We start from the raw sequence: 18,917 nt of genomic DNA on the forward strand, positions 1-18,917 counted from the left end.
AAATACTGTTTTGAGGTTGCAGATGGAAGTTGACGTAGTTTGAAGAGATTTTCGAAGAGTATAAACTGCTTATAAAATAAAAAGGAGTCCAGATGGAACATATTATTTATCAGCTTGAAGAGGATTTGGCAATTATTACTTTAAACCGTCCTGATGTCGCTAATGGTTTCCATATTCCCATGTGTGAGGAGATCTTAGAAGCCTTGACTCTGGCAGAAGAAAATCCAGCTGTGCATTTTATCTTAATCAATGCCAATGGAAAGGTCTTCTCAGTTGGGGGAGATTTGGTAGAGATGAAGCGGGCAGTGGATGAGGATGATATTCCATCATTGACAAAAATCGCAGAGTTGGTCAATACGATTTCTTATAAAATCAAGCAAATAGCCAAACCTGTTTTAATGGAAGTTGACGGTGCTGTTGCAGGTGCCGCAGCGAATATGGCTGTTGCGGCAGATTTCTGTTTGGCGACGGATAAGGCTAAGTTTATCCAAGCCTTTGTTGGTGTTGGTTTGGCTCCAGATGCAGGGGGAATTCATCTCTTGAGCCGCAGTATCGGTGTGACGCGTGCTGCTCAATTAGCTATGACAGGAGAGGCTTTAACGGCAGAAAAAGCCCTAGAATGGGGGTTGGTTTACCGCGTTTCTGAAGCTGAAAAACTTGAAAAGACGAGAGAACAGCTTCTTAAAAAATTAAGACGTGCTTCAAGTAATTCCTATGCTGCCATTAAGAAGTTGGTTTGGGAGAGCCAGTTTAAAGACTGGCAGGGTTACGCTACTTTAGAACTGAACCTACAGAAATCCTTAGCTCAAACAGAGGATTTCAAAGAAGGAGTGCGAGCTCATTCGGAGAGAAGAAGACCTAAATTTACAGGAAAATAAAAAATACTTGCATCATTCTTTGAATTTTGATATAATTCTTTCTGTCAAATGTTTTGATTGTAAAAGTTTTTTGAAGAAGGAGGGATATGAAAAATGGACTACCAACGAATCAATGAATATTTAACATCTATATTTAACAATGTCCTTGTAATTGAGGAAGTGAACTTGAGAGGTAGTCGTTTTAAGGATATCTCCATCAAAGAAATGCATACGATTGATGTCATCGGTAAGGCTCCAGATGTGACTCCAAGTCAAGTGTCAAAAGAGTTGATGGTAACTCTTGGAACTGTTACGACAAGTTTGAACAATTTAGAGCGTAAGGGATACATTGAGCGAGTTCGGTCAGAACAGGATCGTCGTGTGGTGCATCTGCATTTGACAAAGAAGGGGCGCTTGATCCATAGACTGCATAAACGCTTCCACAAGGCCATGGTAGAAAAAATTATTGATGGCATGAGCGAGGAAGAAATTGATGTTATGAGCAAAGGGTTGACTAATCTTTACCAATTTTTGGAGGATTTGAAATAATGGCTTTTGCAAAAATAAGCCAGGTTGCTCATTATGTGCCAGAGCAAGTGGTTACAAATCACGACTTGGCTCAGATTATGGATACCAATGATGAGTGGATTTCAAGTCGAACGGGAATACGACAAAGGCATATTTCAAGAACAGAATCTACCAGTGATTTGGCTACGGAAGTTGCTAAGAAACTGATGGCAAAAGCTGGAATAATAGGAGAGGAACTGGATTTTATCATCCTAGCTACCATTACTCCAGATTCGATGATGCCCTCTACAGCTGCTCGTGTTCAAGCTAATATTGGTGCTAATAAAGCCTTTGCTTTTGACTTAACCGCGGCTTGCAGTGGATTTGTATTTGCTCTTTCAACTGCTGAAAAGTTTATCGCTTCTGGTCGCTTTCAAAAAGGCTTGGTGATTGGTAGTGAAACCCTCTCTAAGGCAGTCGATTGGTCGGATCGATCAACAGCTGTGTTGTTTGGAGATGGTGCTGGTGGTGTCTTGTTAGAAGCTAGCGAGCAAGAGAATTTCTTAGCTGAGAGTCTCAATAGCGATGGAAGTCGCAGTGAGTGTTTAACTTATGGGCATTCAGGTTTGCATTCTCCATTTTCAGATCAAGAAAGTGCAGATTCATTTTTGAAGATGGATGGACGCGCAGTCTTTGATTTTGCCATTCGAGATGTAGCCAAGTCTATCAAGCAGACTATTGAAGAATCTCCTATAGAGGCGACAGACTTGGATTATCTGCTATTGCATCAGGCTAATATCCGTATTTTGGATAAGATGGCTAGAAAAATTGGTGTTGACCGAGACAAACTTCCAGCCAATATGATGGAATATGGCAATACCAGTGCAGCCAGTATCCCGATTTTACTTTCAGAGTGTGTAGAACAAGGTCTCATCCCTTTAGATGGTAGCCAGACTGTTCTTCTATCAGGCTTCGGTGGAGGCTTGACCTGGGGCACGCTCATTCTTACAATTTAGGTAATCATGTGGTGAACACATTGTTATAAAAAACTATTTATTTTAAAGGAGTCCTATCATGGCAGTATTTGAAAAAGTACAAGAAATTATCGTTGAAGAACTTGGAAAAGATGCATCAGAAGTAACACTTGAATCAACTTTTGATGATTTGGACGCTGATTCATTGGACTTGTTCCAAGTAATCTCAGAAATCGAAGATGCTTTTGATATCCAAATCGAAGCAGAAGATGACTTGAAAACAGTTGGTGACTTGGTTGCCTACGTTGAAGAGCAAACAAAATAATACTCAATGAAAATCAAAGAGCAAACTAGGAAGCTAGCCGCAGGCTGTACTTGAGTACGGCAAGGTGACGCTGACGTGGTTTGAATTTGATTTTCGAAGAGTATAAGCAGAATATAGATAGAAGGAGTAGGGAAACCCGCTCCCTCTTGTTTAGGCAATAGTTTGATTGTCAAATTATGACAGTATCGAACTATTACGTAAGCAAGAAACGATGGAGGCACTATGAAAACGCGTATTACAGAATTATTGAACATTGATTATCCTATCTTTCAAGGAGGAATGGCTTGGGTTGCTGATGGTGATTTGGCAGGGGCTGTTTCTAAAGCTGGAGGACTAGGGATTATCGGTGGGGGAAATGCCCCGAAAGAAGTTGTCAAGGCAAATATTGATAAGATCAAATCATTGACGGATAAACCCTTTGGTGTCAACATCATGCTCTTGTCTCCCTTTGTGGAAGATATTGTAGATCTCGTTATCGAGGAAGGTGTTAAGGTAGTGACAACAGGTGCAGGAAATCCTGGTAAATACATGGAACGTTTCCATGAAGCTGGGATAATCGTTATTCCTGTCGTTCCTAGTGTTGCTTTAGCTAAACGCATGGAAAAAATCGGTGCAGACGCTGTTATTGCAGAAGGAATGGAAGCTGGGGGGCATATCGGTAAATTAACAACCATGACCTTGGTGCGACAGGTAGCCACAGCTGTATCTATTCCTGTTATTGCTGCAGGAGGAATTGCGGATGGTGAAGGTGCTGCGGCTGGCTTTATGCTAGGTGCAGAGGCTGTACAGGTGGGGACACGGTTTGTAGTTGCAAAAGAGTCGAATGCCCATCCAAACTACAAGGAGAAAATTTTAAAAGCAAGGGATATTGATACTACGATTTCAGCTCAGCACTTTGGTCATGCTGTTCGTGCTATTAAAAATCAGTTGACTAGAGATTTTGAACTGGCTGAAAAAGATGCCTTTAAGCAGGAAGATCCTGATTTAGAAATCTTTGAACAAATGGGAGCAGGCGCCCTAGCCAAAGCAGTTGTTCACGGTGATGTGGATGGTGGCTCTGTCATGGCAGGTCAAATCGCAGGGCTTGTTTCTAAAGAAGAAACAGCTGAAGAAATCCTAAAAGATTTGTATTACGGAGCAGCTAAGAAAATTCAAGAAGAAGCCTCTCGCTGGGCAGGAGTTGTAAGAAATGACTAAAACAGCCTTTTTATTTGCTGGTCAAGGTGCCCAGTATCTAGGGGTGGGACGGGATCTCTATGATCACTACCCTATTGTCAAAGAAACGATTGATCGAGCGAGTCAGGTGCTCGGTTATGATTTGCGTTATCTCATCGATAGGGAAGAAGACAAACTCAATCAGACCCGCTATACGCAACCAGCCATTCTAGCGACTTCGGTTGCTATCTACCGTTTATTGCAAGAAAAGGGCTATCAGCCTGATATGGTTGCTGGTTTATCTCTTGGAGAATACTCTGCCTTGGTGGCAAGCGGCGCCTTGGATTTTGAAGATGCGGTTGCCTTGGTAGCTAAGCGTGGAGCCTATATGGAAGAAGCGGCTCCTGCTGACTCTGGCAAGATGGTAGCAGTTCTCAATACGCCAGTAGAGGTCATTGAAGAAGCCTGTCAAAAAGCTTCTGAACTTGGAGTGGTTACTCCAGCCAACTATAACACATCTGCACAAATCGTCATTGCTGGAGAAGTGGTTGCAGTTGATCGAGCGGTTGAACTTTTGCAAGAAGCAGGTGCCAAACGCTTGATTCCTCTTAAGGTGTCAGGTCCCTTTCACACCGCTCTCCTTGAGCCAGCTAGCCAGAAACTAGCTGAAACTCTAGCTCAGGTAAGTTTTTCAGATTTTACTTGTCCCCTAGTCGGCAATACAGAAGCTGCTGTGATGCAAAAAGAGGACATTGCTCAGCTCTTGACGCGTCAGGTCAAGGAACCCGTTCGTTTCTATGAAAGTATTGGGGTCATGCAAGAAGCAGGCATAAGCAACTTTATCGAGATTGGACCGGGGAAAGTCTTGTCAGGCTTTGTTAAAAAAATTGATCAAACTGCTCACTTAGCTCATGTGGAAGATCAAGCGAGTTTAGTAGCACTTTTAGAGAAATAGGCTAAAATAAGTAGAAGTTTTGAAAGGAAAAAAATGAAACTAGAACATAAAAATATCTTTATTACAGGTTCGAGTCGTGGAATTGGTCTTGCCATCGCCCACAAGTTTGCTCAAGCAGGAGCCAACATTGTCTTAAACAGTCGTGGGGCAATCTCAGAAGAATTGCTCGCTGAGTTTTCAAACTATGGTATCAAGGTGGTTCCCATTTCAGGAGATGTATCAGATTTTGCAGACGCTAAGCGTATGATTGATCAAGCTATTGCAGAACTGGGTTCAGTAGATGTTTTGGTCAACAATGCAGGGATTACCCAAGATACTCTTATGCTCAAGATGACAGAAGCAGATTTTGAAAAAGTGCTCAAGGTCAATCTGACTGGTGCCTTTAATATGACACAATCAGTCTTGAAACCGATGATGAAAGCTAGAGAAGGTGCTATCATTAATATGTCTAGTGTTGTTGGTTTGATGGGGAATATTGGTCAAGCTAACTATGCTGCTTCTAAGGCTGGCTTGATTGGCTTTACCAAGTCTGTGGCACGTGAAGTTGCTAGTCGGAATATACGAGTCAATGTGATTGCTCCAGGAATGATTGAGTCTGATATGACAGCTATCTTATCAGATAAGATTAAGGAAGCTACACTAGCTCAGATTCCGATGAAAGAATTTGGGCAGGCAGAGCAGGTTGCAGATTTGACAGTATTTTTAGCAGGCCAAGATTATCTAACTGGTCAAGTGGTTGCCATTGATGGTGGCTTAAGTATGTAGCGAAAGCTAGAGGTGAAAAGAATGAAACTAAATCGAGTAGTGGTAACAGGTTATGGAGTAACATCTCCAATCGGAAATACACCAGAAGAATTTTGGAATAGTTTAGCAACTGGGAAAATCGGCATTGGTGGCATTACAAAATTTGATCATAGTGATTTTGATGTGCATAATGCGGCAGAAATCCAAGATTTTCCGTTCGATAAATACTTTGTAAAAAAAGATACCAACCGTTTTGATAACTATTCTTTATATGCCTTGTATGCAGCCCAAGAGGCTGTAAATCATGCCAATCTTGATGTAGAGGCTCTTAATAGGGATCGTTTTGGTGTTATCGTTGCATCTGGTATTGGTGGAATCAAGGAAATTGAAGATCAGGTACTTCGCCTTCATGAAAAAGGGCCCAAACGTGTCAAACCAATGACTCTTCCAAAAGCTTTACCAAATATGGCTTCTGGGAATGTAGCCATGCGTTTTGGTGCAAACGGTGTTTGTAAATCTATCAATACTGCCTGCTCTTCATCAAATGATGCGATTGGGGATGCCTTCCGCTCTATTAAGTTTGGTTTCCAAGATGTGATGTTGGTGGGAGGAACAGAAGCTTCTATCACACCTTTTGCCATCGCTGGTTTCCAAGCCTTAACAGCTCTCTCTACTACAGAGGATCCAACTCGTGCTTCGATCCCATTTGATAAGGATCGCAATGGGTTTGTTATGGGTGAAGGTTCAGGGATGTTGGTTCTAGAAAGTCTTGAACACGCTGAAAAACGTGGAGCTACTATCCTGGCTGAAGTGGTTGGTTACGGAAATACTTGTGATGCCTACCACATGACTTCTCCACATCCAGAAGGTCAGGGAGCTATCAAGGCCATCAAACTAGCCTTGGAAGAAGCTGAGATTTCTCCAGAGCAAGTAGCCTATGTCAATGCTCACGGAACGTCAACTCCTGCCAATGAAAAAGGAGAAAGTGGTGCTATCGTAGCTGTTCTTGGTAAGGAAGTACCTGTATCATCAACCAAGTCTTTTACAGGACATTTGCTGGGGGCTGCGGGTGCAGTAGAAGCTATCGTCACCATCGAAGCTATGCGTCATAACTTTGTACCAATGACAGCTGGGACAAGTGAAGTATCAGATTATATCGAAGCTAATGTCGTTTATGGACAAGGCTTGGAGAAAGAAATTCCATACGCTATTTCAAATACTTTTGGTTTTGGAGGCCACAATGCAGTTCTTGCTTTCAAACGTTGGGAGAATAGATAAGTATGAATTTAAACGATATTAAAGACTTGATGACTCAATTTGACCAGTCAAGTTTGAGAGAATTTTCTTATAAAAATGGGACGGATGAGTTGCAGTTTAGCAAGAATGAAGCGAGACCTGTGCCTGAAGTTGCAACTCAAGTCGCTCCAGCACCCGTTCTAGCAACACCGAGTCCAGTAGCTCCTACATCTGCTCCAGCAGAGACTGTAGCAGAAGAAGTTCCAGCTCCAGCTGAAGCAAGTGTGGCTACTGAGGGAAATCTTGTAGAGAGTCCACTTGTTGGAGTGGTTTACTTGGCTGCTGGACCAGATAAACCTGCCTTCGTTACAGTTGGTGATAGTGTCAAAAAAGGTCAAACATTGGTCATTATCGAAGCCATGAAAGTCATGAATGAAATCCCAGCTCCTAAGGATGGTGTGGTAACGGAAATTCTCGTTTCTAACGAAGAAATGGTTGAGTTTGGTAAAGGATTGGTACGAATCAAATGATCGATATTCAAGGAATCAAAGAAGCCCTTCCCCACCGTTATCCTATGCTCCTAGTGGATCGTGTCTTGGAAGTGAGCGAGGATACCATCGTTGCCATAAAAAATGTGACCATCAACGAGCCTTTCTTTAACGGTCACTTTCCTCAATACCCAGTTATGCCAGGTGTTCTGATCATGGAAGCCTTGGCGCAAACAGCTGGTGTGTTGGAGTTGTCAAAACCTGAAAATAAAGGAAAACTGGTCTTTTACGCTGGTATGGATAAGGTCAAATTCAAGAAGCAAGTTGTACCAGGCGACCAATTGGTTATGACAGCGACTTTTGTAAAACGTCGTGGCACCATAGCCGTGGTTGAAGCAAAGGCTGAAGTGGATGGCAAGCTTGCAGCTAGTGGTACTCTTACCTTTGCAATTGGGAACTAAGGAGGTTCTCCATGTTTCGAAAAATTTTAATTGCCAATCGTGGTGAAATTGCGGTTCGTATTATCCGTGCGGCGCGTGAATTGGGGATTGCGACCGTAGCAGTCTATTCAACTGCTGATAAGGAAGCCCTTCATACGCTTTTGGCAGATGAAGCGGTTTGTATCGGTCCTGGTAAGGCAACTGAGTCTTATCTCAATATTAATGCGGTTCTATCAGCTGCAGTCTTGACTGAGGCAGAAGCCATTCACCCCGGTTTTGGGTTTCTCAGTGAAAATTCCAAATTTGCAACTATGTGTGAAGAAGTGGGCATCAAATTTATCGGTCCATCTGGTCATGTTATGGATATGATGGGGGACAAAATCAATGCGCGTGCTCAGATGATTAAGGCTGGTGTGCCTGTTATTCCAGGTTCAGGTGGAGAAGTGCATAACTCTGAGGAGGCCTTGATTGTTGCTGAAAAAATTGGCTATCCTGTTATGCTCAAGGCTTCAGCAGGTGGTGGTGGTAAAGGGATTCGTAAGGTTGAAAAACCAGAAGACCTTGTTTCAGCCTTTGAAACTGCCTCTAGTGAAGCCAAGGCCAATTATGGCAATGGTGCCATGTACATAGAACGGGTTATCTATCCAGCTCGTCACATCGAGGTTCAAATTCTAGGAGATGAACACGGAAATGTAATCCACTTGGGGGAACGGGATTGTTCTCTACAACGGAACAACCAAAAGGTTTTGGAAGAAAGTCCTTCGATTGCAATCGGGAAAACGCTGCGTCATGAAATCGGTTCTGCTGCTGTTCGAGCGGCGGAGTCTGTTGGCTATGAAAATGCAGGGACCATTGAGTTTCTTCTTGATGAAGCCAGTGGCAATTTCTATTTCATGGAAATGAATACTCGTGTACAAGTAGAACATCCAGTAACAGAATTTGTTTCAGGTGTGGATATCGTTAAGGAACAGATTCGCATTGCGGCAGGTCAACCTCTGTCTGTTAAGCAAGAAGATATTGTCCTACGCGGTCATGCCATCGAGTGTCGTATCAATGCAGAAAATCCAGCCTTTAACTTTGCTCCAAGTCCAGGTAAGATTACTAATCTCTATCTACCAAGTGGTGGAGTTGGCTTGCGCGTGGATTCAGCAGTTTATCCAGGTTATACCATTCCGCCTTATTATGATAGTATGATTGCCAAAATCATCGTACACGGTGAAAACCGTTTTGATGCCTTGATGAAAATGCAACGTGCCCTCTATGAATTAGAGATTGAAGGGGTGCAGACCAATGCAGATTTCCAGCTTGACCTCATTTCAGATCGCAATGTCATTGCTGGAGATTACGATACTTCCTTCTTAATGGAAACCTTCTTACCCAAATATCAAGAAAAAGAATAAAATGACTTCAAGAGTTTAAACCGAAAAGGGGAATCAATGGCTCTATTTAGTAAAAAAGATAAGTATATTCGAATCAATCCCAATCGTTCGGTTAGGGAAAAACCTCAAGCTAAGCCAGAGGTTCCAGATGAATTATTTTCCCAGTGTCCAGGCTGTAAGCATACCATCTATCAGAAGGATCTGGGAAGTGAGCGTATCTGTCCACATTGTAGCTACACCTTTCGTATTTCTGCCCAAGAACGCTTGGCTTTGACGATTGATATGGGAACCTTCAAGGAATTGTTTACAGGGATTGAAAGCAAGGATCCCTTGCATTTCCCTGGTTATCAAAAGAAACTAGCAACTATGCGTGAAAAAACAGGTCTGGATGAAGCCGTTGTGACAGGAACAGCTCTTATAAAAGGTCAGACTGTGGCTCTTGGGATTATGGATTCCAACTTTATCATGGCTTCTATGGGTACGGTTGTAGGTGAAAAAATCACTCGTTTGTTTGAGTATGCGACTGTCGAAAAATTGCCAGTTGTCCTCTTCACAGCCTCTGGTGGAGCCCGTATGCAGGAAGGAATCATGAGTCTCATGCAGATGGCCAAGATCTCTGCAGCAGTTAAACGGCATTCAAATGCTGGTCTCTTTTACTTGACCATTTTGACAGATCCAACGACAGGTGGTGTGACAGCTTCTTTCGCTATGGAAGGTGATATCATTCTGGCTGAACCACAGAGCTTGGTCGGTTTTGCTGGGCGTCGTGTCATTGAAAATACGGTTCGTGAAAGCTTGCCTGAGGATTTCCAAAAGGCAGAATTCCTATTGGAACATGGCTTTGTGGATGCTATCGTTAAAAGAAGAGACTTGCCAGATACCATTGCTAGCCTAGTCAGATTGCATGGAGGGAGTTCTAGATGAATATTGCAAAAATAGTCAGAGAAGCGCGTGAGCAGAGTCGCTTGACAAGCTTGGACTTTGCGACAGGCATTTTTGATGAATTTATCCAATTACACGGTGACCGTTCTTTTCGTGACGATGGTGCAGTTGTTGGTGGTATCGGCTGGCTTGGAGACCAAGCTGTAACAATGGTTGGTATCCAAAAAGGCAAGAGTTTACAAGATAATCTCAAGCGGAATTTTGGTCAACCGCATCCAGAAGGCTACCGCAAGGCCCTACGGTTGATGAAACAGGCTGAAAAGTTTGGCCGTCCAGTTGTGACCTTTATCAATACAGCAGGTGCCTATCCTGGTGTCGGTGCGGAAGAACGCGGTCAAGGAGAAGCTATCGCTCGCAATCTCATGGAAATGAGTGATCTGAGAGTTCCTATTATCGCTATCATTATCGGTGAAGGTGGTTCAGGTGGGGCTTTGGCTCTAGCAGTCGCAGACCGTGTTTGGATGCTGGAAAATTCTATTTATGCTATTCTCAGTCCAGAAGGCTTTGCTTCCATTCTATGGAAGGATGGCAGTCGTGCCATGGAAGCAGCAGAACTGATGAAAATCACTTCACACGAACTGTTAGAAATGGACGTAGTAGACAAGGTGATTTCTGAAGCAGGACTTTCTAGCAAAGAACTGATTAAGAATGTTAAAAAAGAACTCCAAGCTGAGCTAGCTCTACTTTCACAAAAACCGTTAGAAGCGTTGTTGGAAGAGCGCTATCAACGGTTTAGAAAATACTAATACTCTTCGAAAATCAAATTCAAACCACGTCAGCTTCGCCTTGCCGTATATATGTTACTGACTTCGTCAGTTCTATCCACAACCTCAAAACCGTGTTTTGAGCAGCCTACGGCTAGCTTCCTAGTTTGCTCTTTGATTTTCATTGAGTATAATTCTTTAGAATACGCAAAAACTAGAACTGACTGCCAGTTCTAGTTTTTATGTGGTTCTTACTCTGTGCAGAGGGGAAAGTCAAAAGGTGCCTGGAAGACCAAACACCTTTTTGATTATTCATTTTCTTCAGTTACAAATTGACTAAGCAATCCATTGATAAAACGGGCTGATTTTTGATCTGAAAAATTCTTGGCAAGTTCAATGGCTTCATTGACTGCTACCAGCTGAGGTGTATCAAATGATGTGATTTCAAAGATACCCAAGCGTAGTAAGTTTTTTTCGACCAAAGTCAAACGTTCAACTGTCCAGCCTGACTTGAGGTGCTGGTTGATTTGTTTATCCAACTCTTCTTTTTGAGCTTGGATACCAGAAACCAAGTTTAGAAGAAAGGCTGGGATTTGCACATCTGCATCTTCACGGTCATGTGTGTAGGCAAAGCGACAAGCCGTTTCCATATCTGTACCGAATTCAAGGCTCATAAGAGCTTGAAAAGCGCATTTACGAAGTTCGCGTCTAGATTCTAATAATGGACTAGTCATTGAGGAAGTCCTCGTTAAATAGATCTTTCAACTCAGGTTTTGGTGTTTTATCTGGAACGATTCCTGTAACATGGATATTGACAGCAGAAAGTTCCACATCAGCCATATCATGGACAGCATCTTTGACCGCTTTTTGAATAGCAAGAGCCACTTTTGGTACTTTCACACCGTACTCAAGGTAGAGGTAGATGTCAGCAGTTAGTTCTTCATTGCTTTCTTTTAAGTAGACACCACGACCAAGAGAGAGTTTTGATAGGGTGTCAGATACGGATTTATTTGAAAATGAGTGGACACCCTCAACTTTAGCAGTTGCGATGGCAATAATTTTTTCAAGTACACGTGGAGCGATAACGATTTCGCCAAATTGTTCTTCAATTCCCATAGAATGACCTCTTTCTAGAGATTAGGCACGAGAAACGTAAGTTCCTTCTGCAGTGTTGATGATCAATTTTTGTCCAGCTTCGATGAAGTCAGGAACGTTGACAACAAGTCCAGTTTCCATAGTTGCTGGTTTACCAGAACCTGTAACAGTAGCACCTTTGATAGATGGTTGTGTTTCAGCAACTGTCAATTCAACAGTAGTTGGTACAGTTACACCGATTACTTCAGTTCCGTAGAATTGGATTTTCACATCAGAGTTTTCAAGGATGTAAAGCAACTCATTTTCAACATTTACGACTGGTATTTCGTATTGGTCGTAAGTTTCAGTGTTCATGAAGTAGGCAGTTTCATCCATTTTGTACAAGTATTGAGCTGGAACAGTTTCGATAATAGCTTGTTCGAATTTTTCTTCTGGACGGTAGCTTGTATCAAATGTAGAACCAGTACGGACATCACGCAATTTCATACGCATGATTGTGTTCCCTTTACCTGGTTTGTGGTGGCTAGCTTCCAAAACGCGGATCAATTTTCCGTCTGCAGTTTCAAATGTCATACCAGCTTTCAATTTGCTTGCTTCAATCATGTTTTTACCTCTTTAATAAATATTATTACTCTTCATTTTACCATAAAATCTTCTGGAAATAAAGCCAAAATAGTTATTGGGAGATGGTAGGGGAGAAAAAACCAACCTCAAGGCTGGTTTCTTTTACATATTAATCTTCTTTCAACTTCGCCAATTCCTGTGCAAGTAGTTTAAGGGCAACTTGTGGGTTGGCTTGGCCTTTGGTTGCCTTCATAAGGAATCCTGTAAAGGCCTTGTCGGCGTTACGTTTGCCTGACTTGAAGTCGGCAACAGCAGCTTCGTTATCGGCAAAGACTTGGTGGATGATTGGGATCAAGATAGCTGGATCTGAAATTTGAACCATACCTGCTTTTTCCACGTATTCACGCGCGCCACCGCCATTTTTAGCTAGATGGACAAAGACTTTCTTGGCAATCTTAGATGAAATAGTACCGTCTTCGATGATGGCAATCATTTCAACCAAGTTTTCTGGTGTCAATTCGATTTGTTCCAGTGTTTTACCTTCAGCATTCAAGAACTGAGCGACTTCCCCTTGGAGCCAGTTAGAGACTTGTTTGGCATCACCACCTAGGGCAACAGCTTTTTCAAAGAAGTCAGAAGTGACTTTATTAGCAGTCAACTGACTAGCATCGTAGTCTGATAAACCAAGGTCAGATACATAACGCGCACGACGTTCTTTTGGAAACTCTGGCAACTCAGTCCGCATTTCCTCAATCCACTCGTCAGAAATTTCAAAGAGGGGTAGGTCTGGTTCTGGGAAGTAGCGGTAGTCAGCAGCCCCTTCCTTGACACGCATGAGGATGGTTGCTTTATTCGCTTCATCGTAACGGCGTGTTTCTTGGCGGATTTGACCACCTGAGCGAAGAATTTCAGCCTGGCGTTGGACTTCGTATTCAAGACCTTTACGAACGTTTGAGAAGGAGTTGAGGTTCTTCAATTCAGTCTTGGTACCGAATTTCTCTTGACCATAAGGACGAAGGGAGATGTTGGCATCCACACGCATCGAACCTTCCTCCATCTTAACGTCAGAAATGCCAGCGTACTGGATAACTTCCTTGAGGGCTGTCAGATAAGCATAGGCTTCTTCAGGAGAACGCATATCTGCCTCAGATACAATCTCAATCAAGGGAACCCCTTGGCGGTTGAGGTCAACATAAGAGTAGCCATCTGTACCATGGGTGTTTTTACCAGCGTCTTCCTCTAGGTGGGCACGTTCGATACCGATTTTCTTGGTCGTACCGTCTTCTAGTTCGACTTCAATCCAGCCATTATATCCGATTGGTTCATCAAATTGAGAAATTTGGTAGGCTTTGGGGTTATCAGGATAGAAGTAGCTCTTGCGGTCAAAGTGCATCTTTTTGTGGATGTCCATGTTGAGGGCAAGAGCAGCCTTGATTCCGGCATCGACAACCCCTTTATTGAGAACTGGCAGAACTCCTGGGAAAGACCAGTCAATCACGTTAGTGTTGGCATTTTGATCATTTCCGAAGTGGGCAGAAGTAGGTGAGAAGATTTTTGAATTGGTGTTGAGCTCTACGTGGACTTCAAGTCCGATGACTGTTTCAAAGTTCATTAGTTGTCACCTCCAAAAATCTCGGGTTGTTGTTTGTGGTAGTCTGTTGTTGCTTCAAAAGCAGCAGCAGCTTGGTAAATGGTTTCCTCAGAGTACTTGGGACCAATCAATTGGAGTCCGACAGGTAGACCTTGAGAGAATCCAGCAGGAATCGAAATTCCAGGAAGTCCTGCCAAGTTTACAGGTATGGTCAATAGGTCGGCTAAGTACATGGCAACTGGGTCATGGTTGAGAGAATTCAAGTCATAGGCAACACTTGGAGCAGTTGGACCCAAAATCAAATCATAATCCGCGAAGACTTTTTCGAAATCTTGAATGATAAGTGTACGGACCTGTCCAGCCTTCTTGTAGTAGGCATCGTAGTAACCTGATGAAAGACTGAAAGTACCCAGCATGATACGGCGCTTCACTTCTTCACCAAAACCTTGGCTACGGCTGTTTACATAGATTTCATCAAGATTAGTCGCATCTTCTGCGCGGTAGCCGTAACGGATACCGTCAAAACGTTGCAAGTTTGATGAAGCTTCTGATGAAGCGATGATGTAATAAACGGCAACACCGTATTTAGAGTGAGGAAGGCTGACTTCTTCGACGATAGCACCCAATTTTTCAAAGTGTTTGGCCGCGTTTAAGATTGTTTCCTTAACCTCTGGATCAATTCCTTCGCCTAGGTATTCCTTAGGCAAAGCAATTTTCATGCCCTTGATGTCTTGGCCGATTTTTGAAGTAAAGTCGGCGATGCGGACAGGAGCAGAAGTAGAGTCTTTAGCATCTTCGCTGGCAATAGCGTTGAGCAAGAGGGCATTTTCCTTAACAGTTGGTGCGAAAGGTCCGATTTGGTCTAATGAGCTACCGAAGGCAATGAGACCGAAACGAGAAACTGTTCCGTAGGTTGGTTTGAGACCAACGATCCCGTTGAAGGCAGCAGGTTGGCGGATGGAACCACCCGTATCAGAACCAAGTGACAAGGGGACTTGTCCTGAGGCTACAGCTGCAGCTGAACCACTTGATGAACCACCAGGAACCTTGCTGTGGTCCCAAGCATTTTTAGTTGCTCCGTAGTGAGAAGTCTCACCAGAACCACCCATGGCAAATTCGTCCATGTTAGTTTTTCCTACGACAATCATGCCCTTGGCTTTTGCATTAGCAACCGCAGTTGCATCAAAGATCGGCTCGTAGTTGTAGAGCATTTTTGAGGCAGCGGTTGTGAGAATACCGTCTGTAGAGATGTTATCCTTTACTGCAAGCGGAATTCCTGAAAGGACATTATCAGTGTCAATTCCAGCTTCATCAATGGCTTTAGCTTGAACAAGAGCTTGCTCTTCAGCGATGGTAACAAAAGCGTTGATAGCTGTCTCGCGAGACTTGATATCTTCAAGCGTAGCTTGTGTTAATTCTGTTGCAGAAATTTCCTTAGAGACAAGGAGATTGTGCAAGTCTTCAATGGTTTTATTGTTGAAAGTCATTAGGCATCTCCTCCATCGTCTAGGATAGCTGGTACCTTGATATAGTAGTTGTCTTTTTCAGGTACGTTTTTAAACAAGCGATCACGGTCTGTTCCTTCTTCAGCCACATCAGGGCGGAGTACGGTCTTGCGGTCAGCCATGGTCGTAGTAGGTGCGACACCAGTTGTGTCAACTTCGTCCAGCAATTCAACCATGTCAACAATTTTAGACAAGGTCGTTGCAAAGGCAGCAGTTTCTTCTTCAGAGAATTTTAATTTTGAAAGATTGGCAACGTGTGTTACCTCTTCTTGCGTAATTTTCATCTTACATCCTTTCGTGAAATGATGATTTTTAGTCTGTTCTATTTTACCATATTTTCCTATAAATAAGGGAGGGGGAAGTGAAAAGAAATAGAAATTGAAAAAAATGCTAAAATCCGATATAATGGAGTGTTGAAAGGAATGGTAAAATCCAATGTAAAAATCATTCTTAGCTATTGAAACAAGAAAAATAGAGAATCAAAGAAAGAGAACTTATGAATATTCAAGAAGAAATTAAGAAACGTCGTACCTTTGCCATCATCTCTCACCCAGACGCGGGGAAAACAACCATCACTGAGCAGTTGCTCTACTTTGGGGGCGAGATTCGTGAGGCTGGTACCGTAAAAGGAAAGAAAACAGGGACTTTTGCCAAGTCTGACTGGATGGATATCGAGAAGCAACGTGGGATTTCGGTTACTTCATCTGTGATGCAGTTTGACTACGATGGCAAGCGCGTGAATATCCTTGACACACCAGGGCATGAGGATTTCTCAGAAGATACCTATCGTACCTTGATGGCGGTGGATGCTGCGGTCATGGTCGTGGACTCTGCCAAGGGTATCGAGGCGCAGACAAAGAAATTGTTTGAAGTTGTCAAACACCGTGGTATTCCAGTCTTTACCTTTATGAACAAGCTAGACCGTGACGGTCGTGAGCCACTGGACCTCTTGCAAGAATTGGAAGAAGTCTTGGGTATTGCGAGCTATCCGATGAACTGGCCAATCGGGATGGGGAAAGCTTTTGAAGGGCTCTATGACCTCTATAACCAACGCTTGGAGCTCTATAAGGGGGATGAGCGTTTTGCCAGTTTAGAAGATGGGGACAAGCTTTTTAGCAGCAATCCTTTCTACGAGCAGGTAAAAGATGATATTGAACTTTTAAATGAAGCTGGAAATGAGTTTTCAGAGGAAGCTATCCTTGCTGGAGAATTGACACCTGTCTTCTTCGGTTCGGCTTTGACAAATTTTGGTGTGCAGACCTTCCTTGAGACTTTCCTTAAGTTTGCTCCAGAACCACATGGACACAAGAAAACAGATGGCGAAATTGTGGATCCTTACGACAAGGATTTTTCAGGATTTGTCTTTAAAATCCAAGCCAATATGGACCCTCGTCACCGTGACCGCATTGCCTTTGTCCGTATCGTATCTGGTGAATTTGAGCGCGGTATGAGTGTTAACCTGCCTCGTACTGGTAAGGGGGCTAAACTGTCGAATGTGACTCAGTTTATGGCGGAAAGTCGTGAGAATGTAACCAATGCCGTGGCAGGTGATATCATCGGGGTTTACGATACAGGTACTTATCAGGTTGGTGACACTTTGACAGTTGGAAAAAACAAGTTTGAGTTTGAACCGCTGCCAACCTTTACTCCTGAAATTTTCATGAAAGTATCTGCTAAGAACGTTATGAAACAAAAATCTTTCCACAAGGGAATCGAGCAATTGGTGCAAGAAGGAGCTATTCAGCTTTATAAGAATTACCAAACAGGCGAGTACATGCTGGGAGCTGTTGGTCAACTTCAGTTTGAAGTCTTTAAGCACCGTATGGAAGGCGAGTACAATGCAGAAGTGGTCATGAGCCCAATGGGTAAAAAGACCGTTCGTTGGATTAAACCTGAGGACTTGGATGAACGCATGTCATCAAGCCGCAATATCTTGGCTAAAGACCGTTTCGACCAATCAGTCTTTCTCTTTGAAAATGACTTTGCTCTCCGTTGGTTTGCGGACAAGTATCCAGATGTAGAGTTGGAAGAGAAGATGTGACTCAGTACCAACAATTGGAACTAAAGTTCCTAATTGTTGGACGCTAGTCGCTATTTGGCGAACTAGCTAATTGCCTCACTAACTGAGTTTTACAAATGGAATTGATTTGTAAAACTCAGTGTCGTAGTTCAGTAAATTTATTTGATTGTGTAACAATCTAAGTAACTAACGAGTCTGGGACAAAAGTCTAACCTTAAATATAAAAAGCGAACAAAACAAGTTATCTGACACTCAGAATTCTGTTTTGTTTGCTTTTTTGTCTAATCTATCGATTTTAAAAACTTATAATAAAGAATTCATAAAATCAAAATCTTTTTGTCCCAGACTCTAGGCGCTCCACTAGTAAAGTTTTACGAATAATATCGATTCGTAAAACTTTACGTCGTAACTGGTAGTGAGCGGTCTAGCTAACTGCCTCACTAACTACGTTTGGCAAATAGAATCGATTGGTCAAACTACGTGTCGTAGTATAACAATCGGCTTACCTAAACGCTTCACTAGGAAAAATCCACGAATAATATTGATTCGTGGATTTTTCCGTTGTAGCAGAAAGTAGGTAGCCTAGCTAACTGCCTTACTAACTACGTTTGGCAAATGAAATCGATTTGTAAAACTCCGTGTCGTAATGTAAAAATTGTAAACCGTAATGAGACTTCATCTAAAATCTCCACTGGTATGGTTTTACGAACGAATAGGTGAAAATAATGGTTACGTAGAAACATATGATGGGAATAAAAAGAAATAAGATAAAGAGTGAAAGAAGAGAAAAAAACGATTGTCTTAGGTGCAGATAATGCTTATATGGATAAAGTTGAAACAACAATAAAATCTCTTTGTGTTCATCATTATAATCTTAAGTTTTATGTTTTTAATGATGACCTTCCGCGAGAATGGTTCCAATTGATGGAAAAAAGACTAGAGACTTTGAATAGTGAGATTGTGAATGTTTAGATTGACAGTAGTATTCTGAAAGGTTATCGTCTCCCCTTTGAGGGACTTTCATATGCGGCTTTTTTAGGTATTTTATTCCAAAGTATGTAAGCGAGTCTCGTGTACTGTATTTGGATTTAGATATTGTTGTAAGAAAATCGATAGATGAGCTGTGGGATTTGGACTTGACGGCTATACCCTTAGCTGCAGTTAGAGATGATTTTTATACACATAATTTTAATTCTGGTGTTCTGTTAATCAACAATGGTATGTGGAGAGCAGAAAATGTCACGCAAGACCTGATTTAAGACACAAATAAAAAATCTTCCAATTCTCTGTTTCCGTGTCTGAAGGTTTCTTTTCCTTTCTGTTGATAGACTAGTAGCAGACGATTGATTTGTCTTTCAGAAAGATTAAGTTCGACACAGGCTTGTTTCTTTGTTTTCTTTCCTTGGGCAATAGCTGTTATAGTTATTTAGTTTTAA

At 42.4% G+C, this 18,917-nt stretch carries 22 protein-coding genes and 1 pseudogene; 16 read left to right on the top strand and 7 right to left on the bottom strand.

Annotated elements, in window-relative coordinates:
• Window positions 1-92 precede the first annotated feature (92 nt).
• The 13 genes from HT671_RS08080 (at window position 93) to HT671_RS08140 (ending at window position 10,748) form a co-directional block, all read left to right on the top strand.
• Window positions 93-878 carry an enoyl-CoA hydratase gene (locus tag HT671_RS08080; protein WP_000400065.1) on the top strand — a complete coding sequence of 262 codons (786 nt, stop codon included), beginning with the start codon at window positions 93-95 and terminating at the stop codon, window positions 876-878.
• Between the two features lie 93 nt (window positions 879-971).
• Complete coding sequence (locus HT671_RS08085) at window positions 972-1,406, top strand: MarR family transcriptional regulator (RefSeq protein WP_000386348.1); 435 nt, start codon at window positions 972-974, stop codon at window positions 1,404-1,406.
• Window positions 1,406-2,380 carry a beta-ketoacyl-ACP synthase III gene (locus HT671_RS08090; protein WP_000852944.1) on the top strand — a complete coding sequence of 325 codons (975 nt, stop codon included), beginning with the start codon at window positions 1,406-1,408 and terminating at the stop codon, window positions 2,378-2,380. Before HT671_RS08085 ends, HT671_RS08090 begins: the two co-directional genes overlap by 1 nt.
• Window positions 2,381-2,438: 58 nt before the next feature.
• Window positions 2,439-2,663, top strand: coding sequence for an acyl carrier protein (locus HT671_RS08095; RefSeq protein WP_000257838.1), 225 nt, complete (start codon window positions 2,439-2,441; stop codon window positions 2,661-2,663).
• Window positions 2,664-2,885: 222 nt separating this feature from the next.
• Window positions 2,886-3,860: an enoyl-[acyl-carrier-protein] reductase FabK gene (gene fabK / locus HT671_RS08100; protein ID WP_023936336.1), complete on the top strand. Its 975-nt coding sequence runs from the start codon at window positions 2,886-2,888 to the stop codon at window positions 3,858-3,860.
• Window positions 3,853-4,773: an ACP S-malonyltransferase gene (gene fabD / locus HT671_RS08105; protein ID WP_079252912.1), complete on the top strand. Its 921-nt coding sequence runs from the start codon at window positions 3,853-3,855 to the stop codon at window positions 4,771-4,773. The genes fabK and fabD overlap by 8 nt, the downstream gene beginning before the upstream one ends.
• A 33-nt stretch (window positions 4,774-4,806) precedes the next feature.
• Window positions 4,807-5,538, top strand: coding sequence for a 3-oxoacyl-[acyl-carrier-protein] reductase (gene fabG, locus HT671_RS08110; RefSeq protein WP_000763053.1), 732 nt, complete (start codon window positions 4,807-4,809; stop codon window positions 5,536-5,538).
• Between the two features lie 21 nt (window positions 5,539-5,559).
• The gene (gene fabF / locus HT671_RS08115; RefSeq protein ID WP_000774063.1) at window positions 5,560-6,795 is read left to right on the top strand and encodes a beta-ketoacyl-ACP synthase II; all 1,236 of its coding nucleotides are present in this window, start codon (window positions 5,560-5,562) and stop codon (window positions 6,793-6,795) included.
• Between the two features lie 2 nt (window positions 6,796-6,797).
• Window positions 6,798-7,283 (top strand): acetyl-CoA carboxylase biotin carboxyl carrier protein, encoded by a 486-nt coding sequence (gene accB, locus HT671_RS08120; protein WP_001052244.1) that lies wholly within the window; start codon window positions 6,798-6,800, stop codon window positions 7,281-7,283.
• On the top strand, window positions 7,280-7,702 hold the full coding sequence (fabZ, locus tag HT671_RS08125; RefSeq protein WP_000565515.1) for a 3-hydroxyacyl-ACP dehydratase FabZ: 423 nt from the start codon (window positions 7,280-7,282) through the stop codon (window positions 7,700-7,702). The genes accB and fabZ overlap by 4 nt, the downstream gene beginning before the upstream one ends.
• Before the next feature lie 11 nt (window positions 7,703-7,713).
• Window positions 7,714-9,081 carry an acetyl-CoA carboxylase biotin carboxylase subunit gene (gene accC / locus HT671_RS08130; RefSeq protein WP_000488684.1) on the top strand — a complete coding sequence of 456 codons (1,368 nt, stop codon included), beginning with the start codon at window positions 7,714-7,716 and terminating at the stop codon, window positions 9,079-9,081.
• 36 nt (window positions 9,082-9,117) lie between these two features.
• A complete protein-coding gene (accD, locus tag HT671_RS08135) occupies window positions 9,118-9,984 on the top strand; it encodes an acetyl-CoA carboxylase, carboxyltransferase subunit beta (protein WP_001173359.1) in 867 nt (288 codons plus the stop codon).
• Window positions 9,981-10,748: an acetyl-CoA carboxylase carboxyl transferase subunit alpha gene (locus tag HT671_RS08140; protein ID WP_001017387.1), complete on the top strand. Its 768-nt coding sequence runs from the start codon at window positions 9,981-9,983 to the stop codon at window positions 10,746-10,748. The genes accD and HT671_RS08140 overlap by 4 nt, the downstream gene beginning before the upstream one ends.
• A 266-nt stretch (window positions 10,749-11,014) precedes the next feature.
• On the opposite strand, the gene nusB is transcribed toward HT671_RS08140, so the two are convergent.
• The 6 genes from nusB to gatC form a co-directional block, all read right to left on the bottom strand.
• Window positions 11,015-11,440, bottom strand: a complete 426-nt coding sequence (nusB, locus tag HT671_RS08145) for a transcription antitermination factor NusB (RefSeq protein ID WP_000203641.1) — start codon at window positions 11,438-11,440, stop codon at window positions 11,015-11,017.
• Entirely contained in the window at window positions 11,433-11,822 is a 390-nt protein-coding gene (locus tag HT671_RS08150) for an Asp23/Gls24 family envelope stress response protein (RefSeq protein ID WP_000510576.1), read from the bottom strand. Before HT671_RS08150 ends, nusB begins: the two co-directional genes overlap by 8 nt.
• 21 nt (window positions 11,823-11,843) lie before the next feature.
• The gene (efp, locus tag HT671_RS08155) at window positions 11,844-12,404 is read right to left on the bottom strand and encodes an elongation factor P (RefSeq protein WP_000568643.1); all 561 of its coding nucleotides are present in this window, start codon (window positions 12,402-12,404) and stop codon (window positions 11,844-11,846) included.
• 130 nt (window positions 12,405-12,534) lie between these two features.
• Entirely contained in the window at window positions 12,535-13,977 is a 1,443-nt protein-coding gene (gatB, locus tag HT671_RS08160) for an Asp-tRNA(Asn)/Glu-tRNA(Gln) amidotransferase subunit GatB (RefSeq protein WP_001008685.1), read from the bottom strand.
• The gene (gatA, locus tag HT671_RS08165) at window positions 13,977-15,443 is read right to left on the bottom strand and encodes an Asp-tRNA(Asn)/Glu-tRNA(Gln) amidotransferase subunit GatA (protein WP_000143715.1); all 1,467 of its coding nucleotides are present in this window, start codon (window positions 15,441-15,443) and stop codon (window positions 13,977-13,979) included. Before gatA ends, gatB begins: the two co-directional genes overlap by 1 nt.
• A complete protein-coding gene (gene gatC / locus HT671_RS08170) occupies window positions 15,443-15,745 on the bottom strand; it encodes an Asp-tRNA(Asn)/Glu-tRNA(Gln) amidotransferase subunit GatC (protein WP_000705410.1) in 303 nt (100 codons plus the stop codon). Before gatC ends, gatA begins: the two co-directional genes overlap by 1 nt.
• 212 nt (window positions 15,746-15,957) lie before the next feature.
• Between gatC and HT671_RS08175 the strand changes: the two genes are divergently transcribed.
• The 3 genes from HT671_RS08175 to HT671_RS08185 all read left to right on the top strand — a co-directional run bounded on the left by HT671_RS08175 (window position 15,958) and on the right by HT671_RS08185 (window position 18,740).
• Window positions 15,958-17,502: a peptide chain release factor 3 gene (locus HT671_RS08175; protein WP_001025442.1), complete on the top strand. Its 1,545-nt coding sequence runs from the start codon at window positions 15,958-15,960 to the stop codon at window positions 17,500-17,502.
• 753 nt (window positions 17,503-18,255) lie between these two features.
• Window positions 18,256-18,453, top strand: a complete 198-nt coding sequence (locus HT671_RS08180; protein ID WP_119920200.1) for a glycosyl transferase family 8 — start codon at window positions 18,256-18,258, stop codon at window positions 18,451-18,453.
• 110 nt (window positions 18,454-18,563) lie between these two features.
• Complete coding sequence (locus HT671_RS08185; protein WP_001816247.1) at window positions 18,564-18,740, top strand: glycosyltransferase; 177 nt, start codon at window positions 18,564-18,566, stop codon at window positions 18,738-18,740.
• 26 nt (window positions 18,741-18,766) lie between these two features.
• On the opposite strand, the pseudogene HT671_RS08190 reads toward HT671_RS08185, so the two are convergent.
• A pseudogene (locus HT671_RS08190) lies at window positions 18,767-18,907 on the bottom strand (helix-turn-helix domain-containing protein); the annotation flags it as partial.
• Window positions 18,908-18,917: the final 10 nt, after the last annotated feature.

The organism is Streptococcus sp. 2741 (genome assembly GCF_013276315.1).
Classification (GTDB): Bacteria; Bacillota; Bacilli; order Lactobacillales; family Streptococcaceae; genus Streptococcus; species Streptococcus pseudopneumoniae.